The organism is Pseudomonas sp. B21-032 (assembly GCF_024748965.1).
Lineage (GTDB): Bacteria > Pseudomonadota > Gammaproteobacteria > Pseudomonadales > Pseudomonadaceae > Aquipseudomonas.
The window spans coordinates 4,266,880-4,281,382 of the sequence record NZ_CP087180.1; the positions used below are offsets into that span (position 1 = coordinate 4,266,880).

Below are 14,503 nucleotides of genomic sequence, written 5' to 3' on the forward strand. Positions count from 1 at the left end.
TGCAGACCAGACAAGTACAGTCATGTGTATCGATATTAACTATCAGCTTGACCGCACTTTCCCGGTAACCGTCAATCAGGTCAGCGCCGTCATCACCGCCGCCTGATAGGCCGGACGCTCTTGCAGGCGCTCATACCAGGCGCGCAGGTGGCGCATCTCGGGGCGCTCGATGGGCATCTCGAACCAGGCGTAGGCAAAGCAGCCCAGGGGGATATCGCCCATGCCCAGCTTGTCGCCAGACAAATACGGCTGGTGCGCCAGGGCCTGGTCGGCAATCGACAGCAACTGCGCGCAGGTCTTGTGTGCGGCATTGATTGCCACCCAGTCCTGCTGATCGGCAGGCGTGCGCAGGATGCCCCAGAACAACGGCCGGAACGGCGTAGCCAGGGAGGAAGTAACCCAGTCCATCCACTTGTCGGCCTCGGCACGCTTGCGTGCGTCCTGCTCATACCAGCCCGACTCGCAGCCGTACTGCGCCGACAGGTAGCGCACAATGGCATTGGACTCCCACAGCACCAGGCCGTCGTCCTCGATCATCGGCACCAGGCCGTTGGGGTTCAGCGCCCGGTACTGCGGCTCGTTGACCAGGCCGAAGGCGCCACCGGCATCGATCGACTCATACTCCAGACCAAGCTCTGCGGCGCACCACAGTGCTTTCCTGACATTCGACGAATTCTTCCTGCCCCAGATCTTGAGCATGTCGTTTCCCTGATGATTTGGCTGGTCGCCCAGTCTACTCCAGGCGCTCGCGCTGGCAATCGTTTGGCGTGCAGGCGAACTCCTGAGGTCATGTCCTGTCACTGTTCAGACAAGCCGTTTAGCCGATGCGGTCTAAGCTTCGATGGATGGCGAAATGCCCCGATGTTTCACGGAGGAATTCCTATGTTGCTGTTGTGGTTAGTGGTCCTGGTGATCGGCGTGGCTTACCTGGCCCACCGTCGCATCGCCGCCTTGCCGGCGTTGGGCATCGTTGCCCTGTACCTGCTGGCGGTGGGCATTTTCAGCCACGCCCCAGGCTGGCTGCTGACAATTTTCTGGCTGCTGCTGGCCGCCGTCGCCGCGCCCCTGCTGCTCCCCGACCTGCGCCGCAAAGTGCTCACCGCGCCCCTGTTCGGCTGGTTCCAGCGCACCTTGCCGCCAATGTCGCAGACCGAACGCGAAGCCATCGACGCCGGCACCGTGTGGTGGGACGGCGAGCTGTTCAGCGGCCGACCGGACTGGAACACCCTGCTCGGCTACTCCAAGGCCGAACTCACTGAAGAAGAACAAGCCTTTATCGACGGCCCCACCGAAGAACTCTGCGCCATGGTCAGCGACTGGCAGATCGGCCAGGACCTGGATTTGCCCCCCGCGGCCTGGGAGCACATCAAGAGCCACGGCTTCTTCGCCCTGATCATTCCCAAGGAGTACGGCGGCAAGGGCTTTTCGGCCTACGCCCACTCGCAGGTGGCAATGAAGCTGGCGACCCGCAGCGGCGACCTTGCTTCCACCGTGATGGTGCCCAACTCCCTCGGCCCGGCCGAACTGCTGCTGCACTACGGCACCGACGAGCAGCGCAATCACTACCTGCCGCGCCTGGCCCGCGGCGACGAAATCCCCTGCTTCGCCCTCACCGGTCCGCTGGCCGGCTCCGATGCTGGCGCCATGCCCGACACCGGGATCATCTGCAAAGGCCAGTGGCAAGGCGAGGAAGTCATCGGCCTGCGCCTGAATTGGGAAAAGCGCTACATCACCCTCGGACCGGTCGCGACCCTGCTCGGCCTTGCCTTCAAGGCCTACGACCCCGAACACCTGCTGGGCGATAAAGAAGAACTGGGCATCAGTCTCGCGCTGATTCCCACCGACACCCCCGGCGTCGAAATCGGCAAGCGTCACCTGCCCCTGGGCGCGGCGTTCATGAACGGCCCCAACAGCGGCAAAGATGTGTTCGTGCCGCTGGCCTTTCTCATCGGCGGCCAGGACATGCTCGGCAAGGGCTGGATGATGCTGATGAACTGCCTGTCGGTGGGCCGCTCGATTTCCTTGCCAGCCGTGGGCACTGGTGCAGCCAAGTACACCAGCCTGGTGACCGGCCAGTACGCGCAGATCCGTGAGCAGTTCAACGTGCCGCTGGCGGCCTTCGAAGGTATCCAGGAATCCCTCGCACGCATTGGCGGCAACGCCTTCCTGATGGACAGTGCGCGACTGCTCACCGCCAAGGCCGTGGACCTGGGCGAAAAACCCTCGGTGCTGTCGGCGATTCTCAAGTACCACCTCACCGAGCGCGGGCGCGAATGCATCCAGCACGCCATGGACGTGCACGGCGGCAAGGGCATCATCATGGGCCCGAACAACTACCTGGGACGCAACTGGCAAGGCGCGCCGATCTTCATCACCGTCGAGGGCGCCAACATCCTCTCGCGCAACCTGATGATCTTCGGCCAGGGGGCGATTCGCTGCCATCCGTTCGTACTCAAGGAAATGGCCCTGGCCGGTCGCGAAGACCACGACCAGGCGCTCAAGGAGTTCGATCACCTGCTGATGCAGCATATTGGTTTTGCCGTCGGTAACGCCGCCAGTACCTTGGTGCTCGGCCTGGGCCTGGGCCATTTCGAGAAAGTCCCGGGCGACGCGTTAAGCCAAGGTTACTTCCGCGCCCTCAATCGCCAGGCGGCGGCGTTCGCCTTGCTCGCCGACCTGTGCATGATGCTCCTGGGCGGCGAACTCAAGCGTCGCGAGCGTTTGTCGGCGCGCCTGGGCGATGTGCTCAGCCACCTGTACCTGGGCTCGGCGGCGCTCAAGCGCTACCACGACCTGAACTCGCCCGAGCACCTGCAACCGCTGCTGCGTTGGGCCCTGGAGGAGAGCCTTGGCCAAGCCGAAAAAGCCCTGGACCGCTTGCTCGACAACTTCCCCAACCGCTTGCTCGGTTGCGCCCTGCGCCTGGTGGTGTTCCCCTTCGGCCGCCGGCATACCGGGCCAAGCGACGAACTGGACGCGGAGATTGCCGAACTGATCGGCCGCGCCAAGGGTGACCCGGCGCTGGAGGAGCTGCTTGCCGGTTGTTATCGGCCGCAAACGGACGGCGATCCGGTTGCCGCCCTGCAACAGGCCTGCGATTTACTCAGCGCCGGCGCGCCGCTGCGTAAAAAACTGCACCAGGCCGTCAAGAGTGGCCAGGTTGACCCTGCGCCAGGCGAGTCGATTATCGACGCGGCGCTGCACGCTGGCGTGCTGCAAGCCAGTGAGGCGCAAAGCCTGCATGCTGCTGAGTCGGCACGCCGGCGGGTGATCGATGTCGACGCCTTCGACAAGGGGCAACTGCTACCGGCCGACGGCAAGATTCGCTAAGGGCCGGGACATCGGGCGCCGGGAGCCGTATACTCCCGCGCCCGTTTTTGCTCAAGAGGACTGCCTGCATGGCTACCGATCGCCTGGAATACCATCTCGCCCTGCTCACCCACCTGCGCACCATCCTGGTTGCCCTGGGCGAAGCCGAGCAGGTGCCGGAAGAAAGCCACGCGTTGTTTCTGGAGCGCTTCGACGATCTGATGCTGCAACTGCCCGTCGACCCGGAAAGCACCTATCTTGGCCAGGACCTGATGTGCCAGGTCATCCAGCGTTATCCACAGGTCGCGCACCTGGTACCGCGCGACCTGCTGTGGTTCTTTGGCGGCGACTGCCTGCACTTCATGCCGGAGAACGAACTGGACATGTACCAGGAACTGGAAGAGCGCCGCTTCGAGGCCGAGCAGAATGATGAACCCTTCGACTGGAACCAGGAAAAACAGCTGCTGAGCATGTCGGACGACGACAGCAAGCATTAAGCGATGAAGCTGCGCAGGGCTGACAACAGCCCTGCCGCACGCAGACAGCGGATAAAATCGAGACGAAAAAAAACGCCGTTCAAACGAACGGCGTTTCTTTATTTGGAGCGGGAAACGAGACTCGAACTCGCGACCCCGACCTTGGCAAGGTCGTGCTCTACCAACTGAGCTATTCCCGCAAATTTGTAGCGACCGGCTGGACCGGCAAGAACAAGCACTGACGCCCTTGTTCCATCACTACAGCGTTATCAAACGCTGGAGCACCATATTTGGAGCGGGAAACGAGACTCGAACTCGCGACCCCGACCTTGGCAAGGTCGTGCTCTACCAACTGAGCTATTCCCGCAAAAATGGCGTCCCCTAGGGGACTCGAACCCCTGTTACCGCCGTGAAAGGGCGGTGTCCTAGGCCACTAGACGAAGGGGACGAAGCCCGAAACATGCAATGCATGCTTCAGTTACCAACTCAAACCATAAAGATCTGACGCTGGGTTTTTACAAGCCCTGCCGTTAAGCAAAGCCTTTGTAAACTGGAGCGGGAAACGAGACTCGAACTCGCGACCCCGACCTTGGCAAGGTCGTGCTCTACCAACTGAGCTATTCCCGCATTGGCGTCCCCTAGGGGACTCGAACCCCTGTTACCGCCGTGAAAGGGCGGTGTCCTAGGCCACTAGACGAAGGGGACACGCTACAACATTCACTCCCTGCCGCGTTCCGCTGTGTGCTTTACGCTGCAAGTGGCGCGCATTCTAGGGATGCTTTGATAAGCCGTCAACCCCTCTGTATAAATTTATTTAAATCAATGACTTCCCGGCGCTTTGCAGCCTTGCGCCAGGGCAACGCGCGCCTGAGGCTTGACGATTATTTTCTGACGCCCTACCCGCCTTCGGCCCAGCAGCCACGGCGATCTACCAGCAAAAGGCCATCAATCGCCCCCGGGCAACCGCCAAACAGCTCTATCCGGCTAAAAGCTTAGCCACTACACTCAAACAGTAAATCATCCTGTATGAGGCGTTAACGGTGACACCACTTCTGATCACCCTGCTTATAGTAGCGGGGATCGCGTTATTGATCGTGATCGGCTACCTGAACAACGTGGTCGAGAACAACAAGCTCGAGCGTGCCCGGCTGAAGATCGAGCTGGCCGAACGTTTGCGCCGTTGTGGCGAAATCACCGAAACCTTTCCTGGCCAGTTGATGACCCCGGCCCTCAAGTTGCTGTTGACCCGCCTGGAACTCAACCTCAACCAGCGCCAGTTGGCCCTGGACAAGCACAGCCGCGATATTCGCGCACGGATCGCCGAACTCGAAGGGCTGATTGCCAAAGGTGAAGCACTGCCGGTGAACAACCCGCCGATGCCGATCCAGACCGAAGCCCGGGCCAAGGATGTGCGTTTTTTGCTGGAAGGCATGCACAACCAGATCACCCGCGCCGCCCAGGAAGGCTTCCTGCCGACCAACGAGGCCAAGTACTGGGTCAAGGAAATTCGCCACATCCTGGTGCTGCTGCACATCGAGTTCTTCAACAACCTCGGCCAGCAGGCGCTGCAACAGAACCAGCCCGGGCACGCGCGCCTGGCCTTCGAGCGTGGCGTGCAATACCTGCGCAAGCAGCCTGACCCGGTGATTTACCGCGAACAACTGGAATACATGGAGAAGCTGCTGGCCCGCGCCAATGCCCAGGTGTTGAGCCAGCTGGAACCGGCCGAGGACGAAACCAACGCCCTGACCGAAGGCCTGAAGACCGATACCACCGAAGACTGGAAGAAAAAGGTCATCTACGACTGAGTTCTAATTGACCCAATCGCCGGCAAGGCCGGCTCCCACAAGGTTCGCTACATACAAGACCTGTGAGAGCTGGCCTTGCCAGCGATCGAGTGCAAAGCGCTCATCAGCAATCGGTCAGTCGCAGGAAAATCCCCGCCAAACGCTCCAGCCCCGCCTGATCCACTTCACTGAAACGTGCAAGCTTAGGGCTGTCGAGGTCCAGCACGCCAATCAACCGGCCATCCTTTACCAGCGGAATCACCAGCTCGCTGTTCGATGCACTGTCGCAGGCAATGTGCCCGGGAAACGCGTGCACATCTTCCACCCGCTGGGTTTCCCGGCTGGCCGCAGCCGCGCCGCACACACCACGCCCGAACGGGATGCGCACGCAGGCCACCTGCCCCTGGAATGGCCCCAGCAGCAGTTGCTCGTTGCGGTTGAGGTAGAAGCCGGCCCAGTTCAGGTCTTCGACCTGGCTGTAGAGAAACGCCGAAAACTGCGCGGCGTTGGCGATGAAGTCACGCTCATCGGCCAGCAGGGCTTCCAGTTGTGCCGCCAGCAGACCGTAGCCTTCGAGGCCGGCGCCGGTAGCGTTGAGGTCGATCATGATTTTTGCTCCAACAGTTTCAGTCCCACCCAGTAACGGGCGAACTGGTAGGCACAACGGCCGTTACGGTTGCCGCGACCGGTTGCCCAGCGCACAGCGAGAATGTCCAGTTCCTCGTCGCGGCGCCAGGCCAGGCCAGCGCTCTGCGCCAGCTGGGTGATCCAGTGCTCGACCACGTTGAGGAAATGCTCCTGGGTGAAGGGGTAGAACGACAGCCACAGGCCGAAGCGGTCAGACAGGGCAATTTTGTCCTCCACCGCTTCGTTGGGATGCAGCTCGCCGTCAACCATCTTCCAGTTTTCGTTGTCGCTCTGTTTTTCCGGCACCAGGTGGCGGCGGTTCGAGGTGGCATACAGCAGCACGTTATCCGGCGCCTGTTCGAGCGAGCCATCGAGTACGCTCTTGAGCACCCGGTAGTCGCCCTCCCCGGCTTCGAACGAGAGGTCATCGCAAAACAACACGAAGCGTTGCGGCAGTTTCTGCAGTTGCTCGACCACCCGCGGCAGGTCGGCCAGGTGATCGCGCTCGATTTCGATCAGGCGCAGGCCGGCTTCTGCATGCTCGGCCAGCAGTGCGCGCACCAGCGACGACTTGCCGGTACCGCGCGAGCCCCACAGCAATGCGTGGTTGGCCGGCATGCCATCGAGAAACTGGCGGGTGTTGCGCCCCAGTTGCTCGCGCTGCTGATCGACGCCGATCAGGTCGGACAGGCGCATGTCGAGGCTGACCTGCAGCGGCAGCAGGTAGCCGCTACGGCCATCGCGCTGCCAGCGCGCAGCCAGGCATTGCGACCAGTCGATGCTCGGGCGTGGCGCCGGCAACAGGGGCTCAAGGCGCGCAAGTACGGTTTCGGCGCGCTCCAGAAAAGCATTCAAACGTGAGTCCACAAGAATTCCTCAAGACAGATGCAAGGACAAAAGCACAGCTGAATGTGTGACAGGGCGTGCCAGCAGCCGGGACTGATCGGCTATGCTTGCGCAGCGCACGGAACGTGAAACTGGCTCGGGACTCATGGATATCAAGTTCACCAATCGCCTGTCCTACAAGCAAGCCCGGCTGACGGTCCTGGTCGGCTTCATCCTGGGTACATTGCTCAGTCTCATCCAGATCGGTATCGATTATGCCAGTGAAGACGCCTCCATCAACCGCGAGATGCAGGCGCTGCTGCAAATCAGCCATAACCCGGCTTCGCGCATCGCCTATAACATCGATGCCGAACTGGCCCAGGAACTGACCCGCGGGCTGCTGCAATCGCCGGCGATCACCCGCGCCTGGCTGATCGACAACAACGACACCGTCCTCGCCGATGTTCAGCGCCCACGCCAGGAAAGCAGCTACCGGCTGATCAGCGATTTCCTCTTCGGCGAATCGCGCCAGTTTCGCGACCAGCTGTTTCTCAGCCATATGCCCGACGAATACCTCGGCACCCTGTACCTGGACGTCGATACCTTTGCCTTTGGCAGCCGCTTTCTCAAGCGCGCCGAAGTCACCTTGCTCAATGGCTTTGTGCGCAGCCTGGTCCTGACCGGGATTCTTCTCGGCCTGTTCTACATCATGCTGACCCAGCCGCTGGTTCGGGTGATCAGCGCCCTGAGCAACAGTGATTCGCGCAACCCGGCGCAGTCCAAACTGTCGTTTCCACCCGGCCACGAGCAGGACGAAATCGGCGTGCTGGTAAAGGTCGCCAACCAGCAGTTCGTCAGCATGGCCACCGAGATCCAGCAGCGGCGCAACGCCGAAAACCGCCTGACCGACTACCTCAACGAGCTGGAGAACATCGTCTCGGCGCGCACCAACGAGCTCAAGGCCAGCAACACTCGCCTCAGCCAGTCCAACGAAGAACTCGAAGACGCCCGGCGCCGCGCCCTGGACATGGCCCAGGCACGCGCGGCCTTTCTGGCCAACATGAGCCACGAGATTCGCACCCCGCTCAATGGCCTGCTGGGGATGATCGCGCTGTCACTGGACAGCCCGCTCAATGCCGAGCAGCGCCAGCAGCTGTCGATTGCCCACGACTCGGGCAAGGTTCTGGTCGAGCTGCTCAACGATATTCTCGACCTGTCCAAGTTCGATGCCGGGCAACTGGAGCTTGAACGCATTCCCTTCGACCTCGGCGCGCTGGTCGAAGACACCGCCAACCTGCTGTCGCAGAACGCCGCGCCCAGTGTCGAGCTGACCTGCCTGATCGACCCGCAGTTTCCCTCGATGGTGCTCGGCGACCCGACACGGGTACGGCAGATTGTCAGCAACCTGCTGTCCAACGCCTTGAAGTTCACTCGCTTTGGCCGTGTCGATGTGCGCCTTTGCAGCTACGCCGGCGGCGTTCGCCTGGATGTCTGCGACACCGGCATCGGCATCCCCAGCGAAGCCCAGGTACGGATCTTTCAGCCCTTCACCCAGGCCGGCGCCGGTATCACCCGCCAATACGGCGGTACCGGCCTAGGCCTGGCGCTGACCAATAACCTCTGCGAAGCCATGCAAGGGCGCCTGAGCATCAGTTCCGAAGCCGGCTTCGGCAGCCAGTTCAGCGCCGAGCTGCCATTGCCCAGCCATACTGCGGCGGTGCCCGCGCAACCTTTGCACGGCAGCGTTGCGGCCATCAGCAATGCCAGCAGCGGCCTGGCCGAACTGCTGCAGACACTGCTGCCCGGCTGGGGCCTGGACTACCAGCGCTACGACACGCCAGAGCAACTCAAGGACGCGACCCCGGACCTGCTGATCACCGACGACCTGGATTGCCTGTTCAGTTTGCGTCCGCAGGTCAGTGCGCCAATCCTGCTGGTTACCGCCTATGGCAATTTCCTGCCCGGCGAACAGGCCGCGCACCTGGCGCCCTTGCAGCAGCAGGCCCGACCGCTGGCCCGCAACGCCCTGTATCAGACACTTCGGCGCACCCTGCACGGCGCCGACCACATCAACCAGTCACCGCTTGGCGGCGCCTCGCACAGCGAACGCCGTGCACGCATCCTGCTGGTCGAGGACAACCCGGTGAACCAGTTGGTGGCCAAGGGTATGCTGGCCAAGCTCGGCTGTGAGGTCAGCGTCGCCGCCCATGGCGCCGACGCCCTCGAACAGCTGGAGCAGTCACCCTTCGACCTGGTGCTGATGGACTGCAACATGCCGGTGATGGACGGCTATGAAGCCAGTCGGCGGATCCGCCAGAGCGGGCGCTGGCCAGACCTACCGATCGTCGCCCTGACCGCCAACGCCATGCCCGAAGAGCGCGAGCGCTGCCGGGCCGCAGGGATGAGCGACTACCTGGCCAAGCCGTTTCGCCGCGAGGAATTGCTGGCGCTGATCGATCACTGGGTGCCGTTGACGGCTACCTGAGCAGTTTCTCGATCGAACCGGCCAAGGCGTCCGGCTTGGTGCTCGGAGCATAGCGGGTGACCTTGCCGGTGGCCGGATCGAGCAGGAACTTAGTGAAGTTCCACTTGATGCCTTCGGAGCCGAACAGCCCTGGGGCGCGCTTTTTCAGCTCGATAAACAGCGGATGGGCTCCGGCGCCGTTGACTTCGATTTTGCGAAACAACGGGAAGCTGACCCCAAACTTGAGCTCGCAGAACTGCGCAATCTCGCTCGCATCGCCCGGCTCCTGCTTGCCGAACTGGTTGCAGGGAAAGCCCAGCACCACCAGCCCCTGCTCGCGGTAACGTTGCCAGAGCTGCTCCAGGCCCTTGTATTGCGGGGTAAATCCGCACTGGCTGGCGGTGTTGACCACCAGCACTGCCTTGGCCGGGTAATCGGCCAGGGCTTTTTGCTCACCGGTCAGGGTAATGCAGGGAATCTTCAGCATTGCGTCGGCCATGACCTTGCTCCTTTGTCAGCGTGGCACCAGGTCCAGGCAGACCGAGTTGATGCAGTAGCGTAGCCCGGTCGGCGGCGGACCGTCGGGAAATACGTGGCCCAGGTGGGCGTCGCACTTGGCGCAGGTGACTTCGGTACGAATCATGCCGTGGGAGGTATCGCGAATTTCGATCATCGCGCTGTCGGCAATCGGCTCATAGAAGCTAGGCCAGCCGCACCCGGAATCAAATTTGCTGCTCGAATCGAACAGCGGCTCGTTGCAGCAGATGCAATGGTAGACGCCGTCGGTCTTGGTGGCGTTGTATTTGCCGCTGAACGGCCGCTCGGTGCCCTTCAGGCGGCACACGTCGTACTGCTCGGGGTCGAGCATGGCACGCCATTCTTCAAGGGTTTTCGCGAGTTTTTCCATCATCAGGCCTCATCTGTCCAAAAACCCCGCGCCATGGCTTTTCCACAGGGCGGGCGGCACGTATATTATTGCGCCTCATCAGACATCAGTCTGGCACCCGCGTCATACGCATTTCAAACGTTTTCACAGCGCAATGCGCGGCGATCTTTTCTAATCGGGATCACATCATGCAGGTCAGCAAATCGAACAAGCTCGCCAATGTCTGCTATGACATTCGCGGCCCGGTGCTCAAGCACGCCAAACGCCTGGAAGAGGAAGGCCATCGCATCCTCAAGCTGAACATCGGCAACCCGGCGCCCTTTGGTTTCGAGGCGCCGGACGAGATCCTCCAGGATGTGATCCGCAACCTGCCGACCGCCCAGGGTTACAGCGACTCCAAGGGCCTGTTCAGCGCGCGCAAGGCGGTGATGCAGTACTACCAGCAAAAACAGGTCGAAGGTGTCGGTATCGAAGACATCTACCTGGGCAACGGCGTCTCCGAGCTGATCGTGATGTCGATGCAGGCGCTGCTCAACAATGGCGACGAAGTGCTGATCCCGGCCCCGGACTACCCGCTGTGGACCGCCGCGGTGAGCCTGGCCGGCGGCAACCCGGTGCACTACCTGTGCGACGAGCAGGCCGACTGGTTCCCGGACCTGGACGACATCAAGGCCAAGATCACCTCCAACACCAAGGCCCTGGTGATCATCAACCCGAACAACCCGACCGGCGCGGTGTACTCGCGCGAACTGCTGCTGGGTATGCTCGAGCTGGCCCGCCAGCACAACCTGGTGGTGTTCTCCGACGAGATCTACGACAAGATCCTCTATGACGAAGCCGTGCACATCAGCACCGCCTCGCTGGCCCCGGACCTGCTCTGCCTGACCTTCAACGGCCTGTCCAAGTCCTACCGGGTGGCGGGCTTCCGCTCCGGCTGGCTGGCCATCTCCGGGCCCAAGCATCACGCCATGAGCTACATCGAAGGCATCGACATGCTGGCCAACATGCGCCTGTGTGCCAACGTGCCGAGCCAGCACGCGATCCAGACCGCCCTGGGCGGCTACCAGAGCATCAACGACCTGGTACTGCCACAAGGCCGCCTGCTTGAGCAGCGCAACCGCACCTGGGAGCTGCTCAACAGCATCCCCGGGGTCAGCTGCGTCAAGCCGATGGGCGCGCTGTATGCGTTCCCGCGCATCGACCCGAAAGTCTGCCCGATCCACAACGACGAGAAGTTCGTCCTCGACCTGCTGCTGTCGGAAAAGCTGCTGATCGTCCAGGGCACTGCCTTCAACTGGCCGTGGCCGGATCACTTCCGCGTCGTGACCCTGCCACGGGTCGACGACCTCGAGCAGGCCATTGGCCGCATCGGAAACTTCCTGAAGACATATCAGCAGTAACCTACTGCGCATATGGAAACGTCTGCGCCGCCCTCGGCGCAGACCTTTCAGACCCAGCATTCAGCCCTTACAGCACCCGCCGCTCTGGCGTGCGGGTTGCTGGAATTCGTCTGTAATAAAGGCAAGTACACAGTTTGAAATAGTCGCCCGGTTGAATCACTGCAGCGCGCACCTTATATACCCCGCATACGTGACACTTTTATCCGTCAGGAGAACGTAACAACCATGATGCGCATCTTACTGTTTGTGGCCACCAACCTCGCGGTTGTGCTGATTGCCAGCATTACCCTGAGCCTGTTTGGCTTCAACGGGTTCATGGCGGCCAACGGGGTTGACCTCAAACTCGACCAGCTGCTGATTTTCTGCGCGGTGTTCGGTTTTGCCGGCTCGCTGATCTCGCTGTTCATCTCCAAGTGGATGGCGAAGATGAGCACCGGCACCCAGATCATCAGCCAACCGCGCACCCGCCACGAACAATGGCTGCTGCAGACCGTCGAGGAACTGTCCCGCGAAGCCGGCATCAAGATGCCCGAAGTGGGTATCTTTCCGGCCTACGAGGCCAACGCCTTCGCCACCGGCTGGAACCGCAACGACGCCCTGGTAGCGGTCAGCCAGGGCCTGCTCGAGCGCTTCTCGCCCGATGAAGTGCGCGCCGTACTGGCTCACGAGATCGGCCACGTGGCCAACGGCGACATGGTCACCCTTGCCCTGGTGCAAGGCGTGGTCAACACCTTCGTGATGTTCTTTGCCCGCATCATCGGCAACTTCGTCGACAAGGTGATCTTCAAGAACGAAGAAGGCCAGGGTATTGCCTACTACATCGCGACCATCGTCGCCGAACTGGTACTGGGCATCCTGGCCAGCATCATCGTCATGTGGTTCTCGCGCAAACGCGAGTTCCGCGCCGACGAAGCCGGCGCCCGCCTGGCCGGCACCAACGCGATGATCGGCGCCCTGCAGCGCCTGCGCTCGGAACAAGGTGTGCCGGTGCACATGCCCGACACCCTCAACGCCTTCGGCATCAACGGCGGCCTCAAGCAGGGCCTGGCCGGCCTGCTGATGAGCCACCCGCCGCTGGAAGAGCGCATCGAAGCCCTGCGCCGTCGCGGCTGATCGGTAGCAGCAATAAAAAAGGGCGACTTCGGTCGCCCTTTTGCATTTCAGCGCTGCAGGCGGTACACCCGCTCAAATAGCATCGGCACCCCGGCCTGAACGAACTTCGGGCTCTCGGCGAGAATATCCCGCGCCTCAAGCTCATGCGGCTGCCAGTCAGCGAACAGTTGCCGCACCTGGGCATCAACCACCGCAAAGGGCGGGCCCGGCAGCAGGGCCTGGTCGTAATCCATGGTGATCAACAGCCCCCGACACCCGGACGCCATATAGCCACTGAGCAGCGCGGCATAGCGCTGGCGCAACGCAGGCGGCAAGGCAATCACTGCGGCCCGATCATACAGCGCGGTGCAGTCGGCAACATCTTCGGCGCTCAGGGCGAAGAAATCACCACACCACAGCTGCAGGTTGCCACTGCGATAGGTCTTGAACGCGCCCCGCTGGCCGACTTCGGGCGTCAACCGCTGTTCGTTGAAGAAATCCTCCACCGCCCGCTGGGACAGCTCGATGCCGAGCACCTGATGGCCCTGCCCGGCCAGCCAGGCCAGGTCGAGGCTTTTGCCACACAACGGCACCAGCACCTTGCTGCCGGGCGCCAGGCCCAGGCTGGGCCAGTACTGTTGCAGGTCGCCGTTGACCTGGCGCTGGTGAAAGCCGATCTGGTTATCTGCCCAACGCTTGTGCCAGAACTCTGCCTGCATGGCATACCTCGAATTATTCGATCAGATTATGCGAAAACTTATATTGGAATCAGATCAATGATCTGCCGGAAGATGGGCCCATCTTAACCGCCAGGACCCTCTCCATGCTGCCCAGCCTGTTTATTTCTCACGGCTCGCCCATGCTCGCCCTCGAGCCCGGTGCCAGCGGCCCGGCCCTGACGCGCCTGGCCGCAGAGCTACCGCGACCCAAAGCCATCGTGGTGGTCTCGGCGCACTGGGAGAGCCGCGAGCTGTGGGTCAGCAGCCACCCGCAACCAGAAACCTGGCATGACTTCGGTGGCTTTCCTGCCGCCCTGTATGCCGTGCAGTACCCCGCTCCTGGCGAGCCGGCACTGGCCGAGCGCTTGATCGGCCTGCTGGGCGATGCCGGGCTAGCCGCGCACCTCGACCCCAAGCGCCCGTTTGATCATGGCGTGTGGGTGCCGCTGTCGCTGATGTACCCGGCAGCCGACATCCCCGTAGTACAGGTGTCTCTACCAAGTCAGATGGGCCCGCAGCTGCAGGAGCAGGTGGGCAAGGCGCTGGCGCAATTGCGCGAGGACAACATCCTGCTGATTGGCTCGGGGAGCATTACCCACAACCTGCGCGAGCTCGACTGGCAGGCTGGACCCGAAAGCGTCGAGCCCTGGGCCCTGGCGTTTCGCGACTGGATAATCGACAAGCTGGTAGCCGATGACACCCCCGCCTTGCACGACTACCGCCAGCAGGCGCCGTTTGCCGTGCGCAATCATCCCAGTGATGAGCACCTGTTGCCGCTGTATTTCGCCCGGGGTGCGGGCGGGCGATTCGGGATTGCCCATCAGGGGTTTACGCTGGGGGCGCTGGGGATGGATATTTACCGGTTCGATTGATCCTGTCGCTGGATTGCGACCGATCGCGGGTCAAGCCAACACATCA

At 62.0% G+C, this 14,503-nt stretch carries 13 protein-coding genes and 5 tRNA genes; 7 read left to right on the plus strand and 11 right to left on the minus strand.

Going from position 1 to position 14,503, the window contains the following annotated elements; all coding sequences use genetic code 11:
- Window positions 1-75: 75 nt before the first annotated feature.
- The gene (locus LOY54_RS19600) at window positions 76-699 is read right to left on the minus strand and encodes a glutathione S-transferase family protein (RefSeq protein WP_123567236.1); all 624 of its coding nucleotides are present in this window, start codon (window positions 697-699) and stop codon (window positions 76-78) included.
- Between the two features lie 183 nt (window positions 700-882).
- Between LOY54_RS19600 and LOY54_RS19605 the strand changes: the two genes are divergently transcribed.
- Window positions 883-3,330: an acyl-CoA dehydrogenase gene (locus tag LOY54_RS19605; RefSeq protein ID WP_258607641.1), complete on the plus strand. Its 2,448-nt coding sequence runs from the start codon at window positions 883-885 to the stop codon at window positions 3,328-3,330.
- Between the two features lie 68 nt (window positions 3,331-3,398).
- A complete protein-coding gene (locus LOY54_RS19610) occupies window positions 3,399-3,806 on the plus strand; it encodes a PA2817 family protein (protein ID WP_045195203.1) in 408 nt (135 codons plus the stop codon).
- 103 nt (window positions 3,807-3,909) lie between these two features.
- On the opposite strand, the gene LOY54_RS19615 is transcribed toward LOY54_RS19610, so the two are convergent.
- The 5 genes from LOY54_RS19615 to LOY54_RS19635 all read right to left on the minus strand — a co-directional run bounded on the left by LOY54_RS19615 (window position 3,910) and on the right by LOY54_RS19635 (window position 4,490).
- Window positions 3,910-3,985 (minus strand) — tRNA-Gly (locus LOY54_RS19615).
- Window positions 3,986-4,076: 91 nt separating this feature from the next.
- Window positions 4,077-4,152 (minus strand) — tRNA-Gly (locus LOY54_RS19620).
- A 5-nt stretch (window positions 4,153-4,157) separates the two neighbouring features.
- Window positions 4,158-4,233 (minus strand) — tRNA-Glu (locus tag LOY54_RS19625).
- A gap of 103 nt (window positions 4,234-4,336) precedes the next feature.
- A tRNA-Gly gene (locus LOY54_RS19630) sits at window positions 4,337-4,412 on the minus strand.
- Window positions 4,413-4,414: 2 nt separating this feature from the next.
- Window positions 4,415-4,490 (minus strand) — tRNA-Glu (locus LOY54_RS19635).
- A gap of 335 nt (window positions 4,491-4,825) precedes the next feature.
- On the opposite strand from LOY54_RS19635, the gene LOY54_RS19640 reads away from it, so the two are divergent.
- A complete protein-coding gene (locus tag LOY54_RS19640) occupies window positions 4,826-5,593 on the plus strand; it encodes a hypothetical protein (RefSeq protein ID WP_045195204.1) in 768 nt (255 codons plus the stop codon).
- A 103-nt stretch (window positions 5,594-5,696) separates the two neighbouring features.
- Here LOY54_RS19640 and LOY54_RS19645 read toward each other — a convergent pair whose 3' ends face one another.
- Together LOY54_RS19645 and LOY54_RS19650 are read right to left on the minus strand one after the other, a co-directional pair.
- Window positions 5,697-6,179, minus strand: coding sequence for a GAF domain-containing protein (locus LOY54_RS19645; RefSeq protein ID WP_093380555.1), 483 nt, complete (start codon window positions 6,177-6,179; stop codon window positions 5,697-5,699).
- Window positions 6,176-7,066 (minus strand): ATP-binding protein, encoded by an 891-nt coding sequence (locus LOY54_RS19650; RefSeq protein ID WP_045195206.1) that lies wholly within the window; start codon window positions 7,064-7,066, stop codon window positions 6,176-6,178. Before LOY54_RS19650 ends, LOY54_RS19645 begins: the two co-directional genes overlap by 4 nt.
- Window positions 7,067-7,148: 82 nt before the next feature.
- Here LOY54_RS19650 and LOY54_RS19655 point away from each other — a divergent pair, with 82 nt between their 5' ends.
- Complete coding sequence (locus LOY54_RS19655; protein ID WP_258607642.1) at window positions 7,149-9,509, plus strand: response regulator; 2,361 nt, start codon at window positions 7,149-7,151, stop codon at window positions 9,507-9,509.
- On the opposite strand, the gene LOY54_RS19660 is transcribed toward LOY54_RS19655, so the two are convergent.
- Together LOY54_RS19660 and msrB are read right to left on the minus strand one after the other, a co-directional pair.
- Window positions 9,502-9,987: a glutathione peroxidase gene (locus tag LOY54_RS19660; RefSeq protein ID WP_045195209.1), complete on the minus strand. Its 486-nt coding sequence runs from the start codon at window positions 9,985-9,987 to the stop codon at window positions 9,502-9,504. The genes LOY54_RS19655 and LOY54_RS19660 overlap by 8 nt on opposite strands.
- A 15-nt stretch (window positions 9,988-10,002) precedes the next feature.
- Window positions 10,003-10,395: a peptide-methionine (R)-S-oxide reductase MsrB gene (gene msrB / locus LOY54_RS19665; protein ID WP_258610738.1), complete on the minus strand. Its 393-nt coding sequence runs from the start codon at window positions 10,393-10,395 to the stop codon at window positions 10,003-10,005.
- Window positions 10,396-10,562: 167 nt separating this feature from the next.
- Between msrB and LOY54_RS19670 the strand changes: the two genes are divergently transcribed.
- Both LOY54_RS19670 and htpX read left to right on the plus strand, forming a co-directional pair.
- Window positions 10,563-11,774, plus strand: coding sequence for a pyridoxal phosphate-dependent aminotransferase (locus LOY54_RS19670; protein WP_123567230.1), 1,212 nt, complete (start codon window positions 10,563-10,565; stop codon window positions 11,772-11,774).
- Between the two features lie 225 nt (window positions 11,775-11,999).
- A complete protein-coding gene (gene htpX / locus LOY54_RS19675) occupies window positions 12,000-12,887 on the plus strand; it encodes a protease HtpX (protein ID WP_045195215.1) in 888 nt (295 codons plus the stop codon).
- Window positions 12,888-12,934: 47 nt separating this feature from the next.
- Here the strand turns inward: htpX and LOY54_RS19680 are convergent, their stop codons facing one another.
- Complete coding sequence (locus tag LOY54_RS19680; protein WP_258607643.1) at window positions 12,935-13,585, minus strand: thiopurine S-methyltransferase; 651 nt, start codon at window positions 13,583-13,585, stop codon at window positions 12,935-12,937.
- A 104-nt stretch (window positions 13,586-13,689) separates the two neighbouring features.
- Between LOY54_RS19680 and LOY54_RS19685 the strand changes: the two genes are divergently transcribed.
- Entirely contained in the window at window positions 13,690-14,457 is a 768-nt protein-coding gene (locus LOY54_RS19685) for a class III extradiol ring-cleavage dioxygenase (protein WP_258607646.1), read from the plus strand.
- Window positions 14,458-14,503: the final 46 nt, after the last annotated feature.

Coding starts and splice junctions, on each gene's coding strand:
- LOY54_RS19685 (WP_258607646.1), top strand. CDS start 13,690: ATGCTGCCCAGCCTGTTTATTTCTCACGGCTCGCCCATGCTCGCCCTC.
- msrB (WP_258610738.1), bottom strand. CDS start 10,395: ATGGAAAAACTCGCGAAAACCCTTGAAGAATGGCGTGCCATGCTCGAC.
- LOY54_RS19645 (WP_093380555.1), bottom strand. CDS start 6,179: ATGATCGACCTCAACGCTACCGGCGCCGGCCTCGAAGGCTACGGTCTG.
- LOY54_RS19605 (WP_258607641.1), top strand. CDS start 883: ATGTTGCTGTTGTGGTTAGTGGTCCTGGTGATCGGCGTGGCTTACCTG.
- LOY54_RS19670 (WP_123567230.1), top strand. CDS start 10,563: ATGCAGGTCAGCAAATCGAACAAGCTCGCCAATGTCTGCTATGACATT.
- LOY54_RS19610 (WP_045195203.1), top strand. CDS start 3,399: ATGGCTACCGATCGCCTGGAATACCATCTCGCCCTGCTCACCCACCTG.
- LOY54_RS19680 (WP_258607643.1), bottom strand. CDS start 13,585: ATGCAGGCAGAGTTCTGGCACAAGCGTTGGGCAGATAACCAGATCGGC.
- LOY54_RS19655 (WP_258607642.1), top strand. CDS start 7,149: ATGCTTGCGCAGCGCACGGAACGTGAAACTGGCTCGGGACTCATGGAT.
- LOY54_RS19600 (WP_123567236.1), bottom strand. CDS start 699: ATGCTCAAGATCTGGGGCAGGAAGAATTCGTCGAATGTCAGGAAAGCA.
- htpX (WP_045195215.1), top strand. CDS start 12,000: ATGATGCGCATCTTACTGTTTGTGGCCACCAACCTCGCGGTTGTGCTG.
- LOY54_RS19660 (WP_045195209.1), bottom strand. CDS start 9,987: ATGGCCGACGCAATGCTGAAGATTCCCTGCATTACCCTGACCGGTGAG.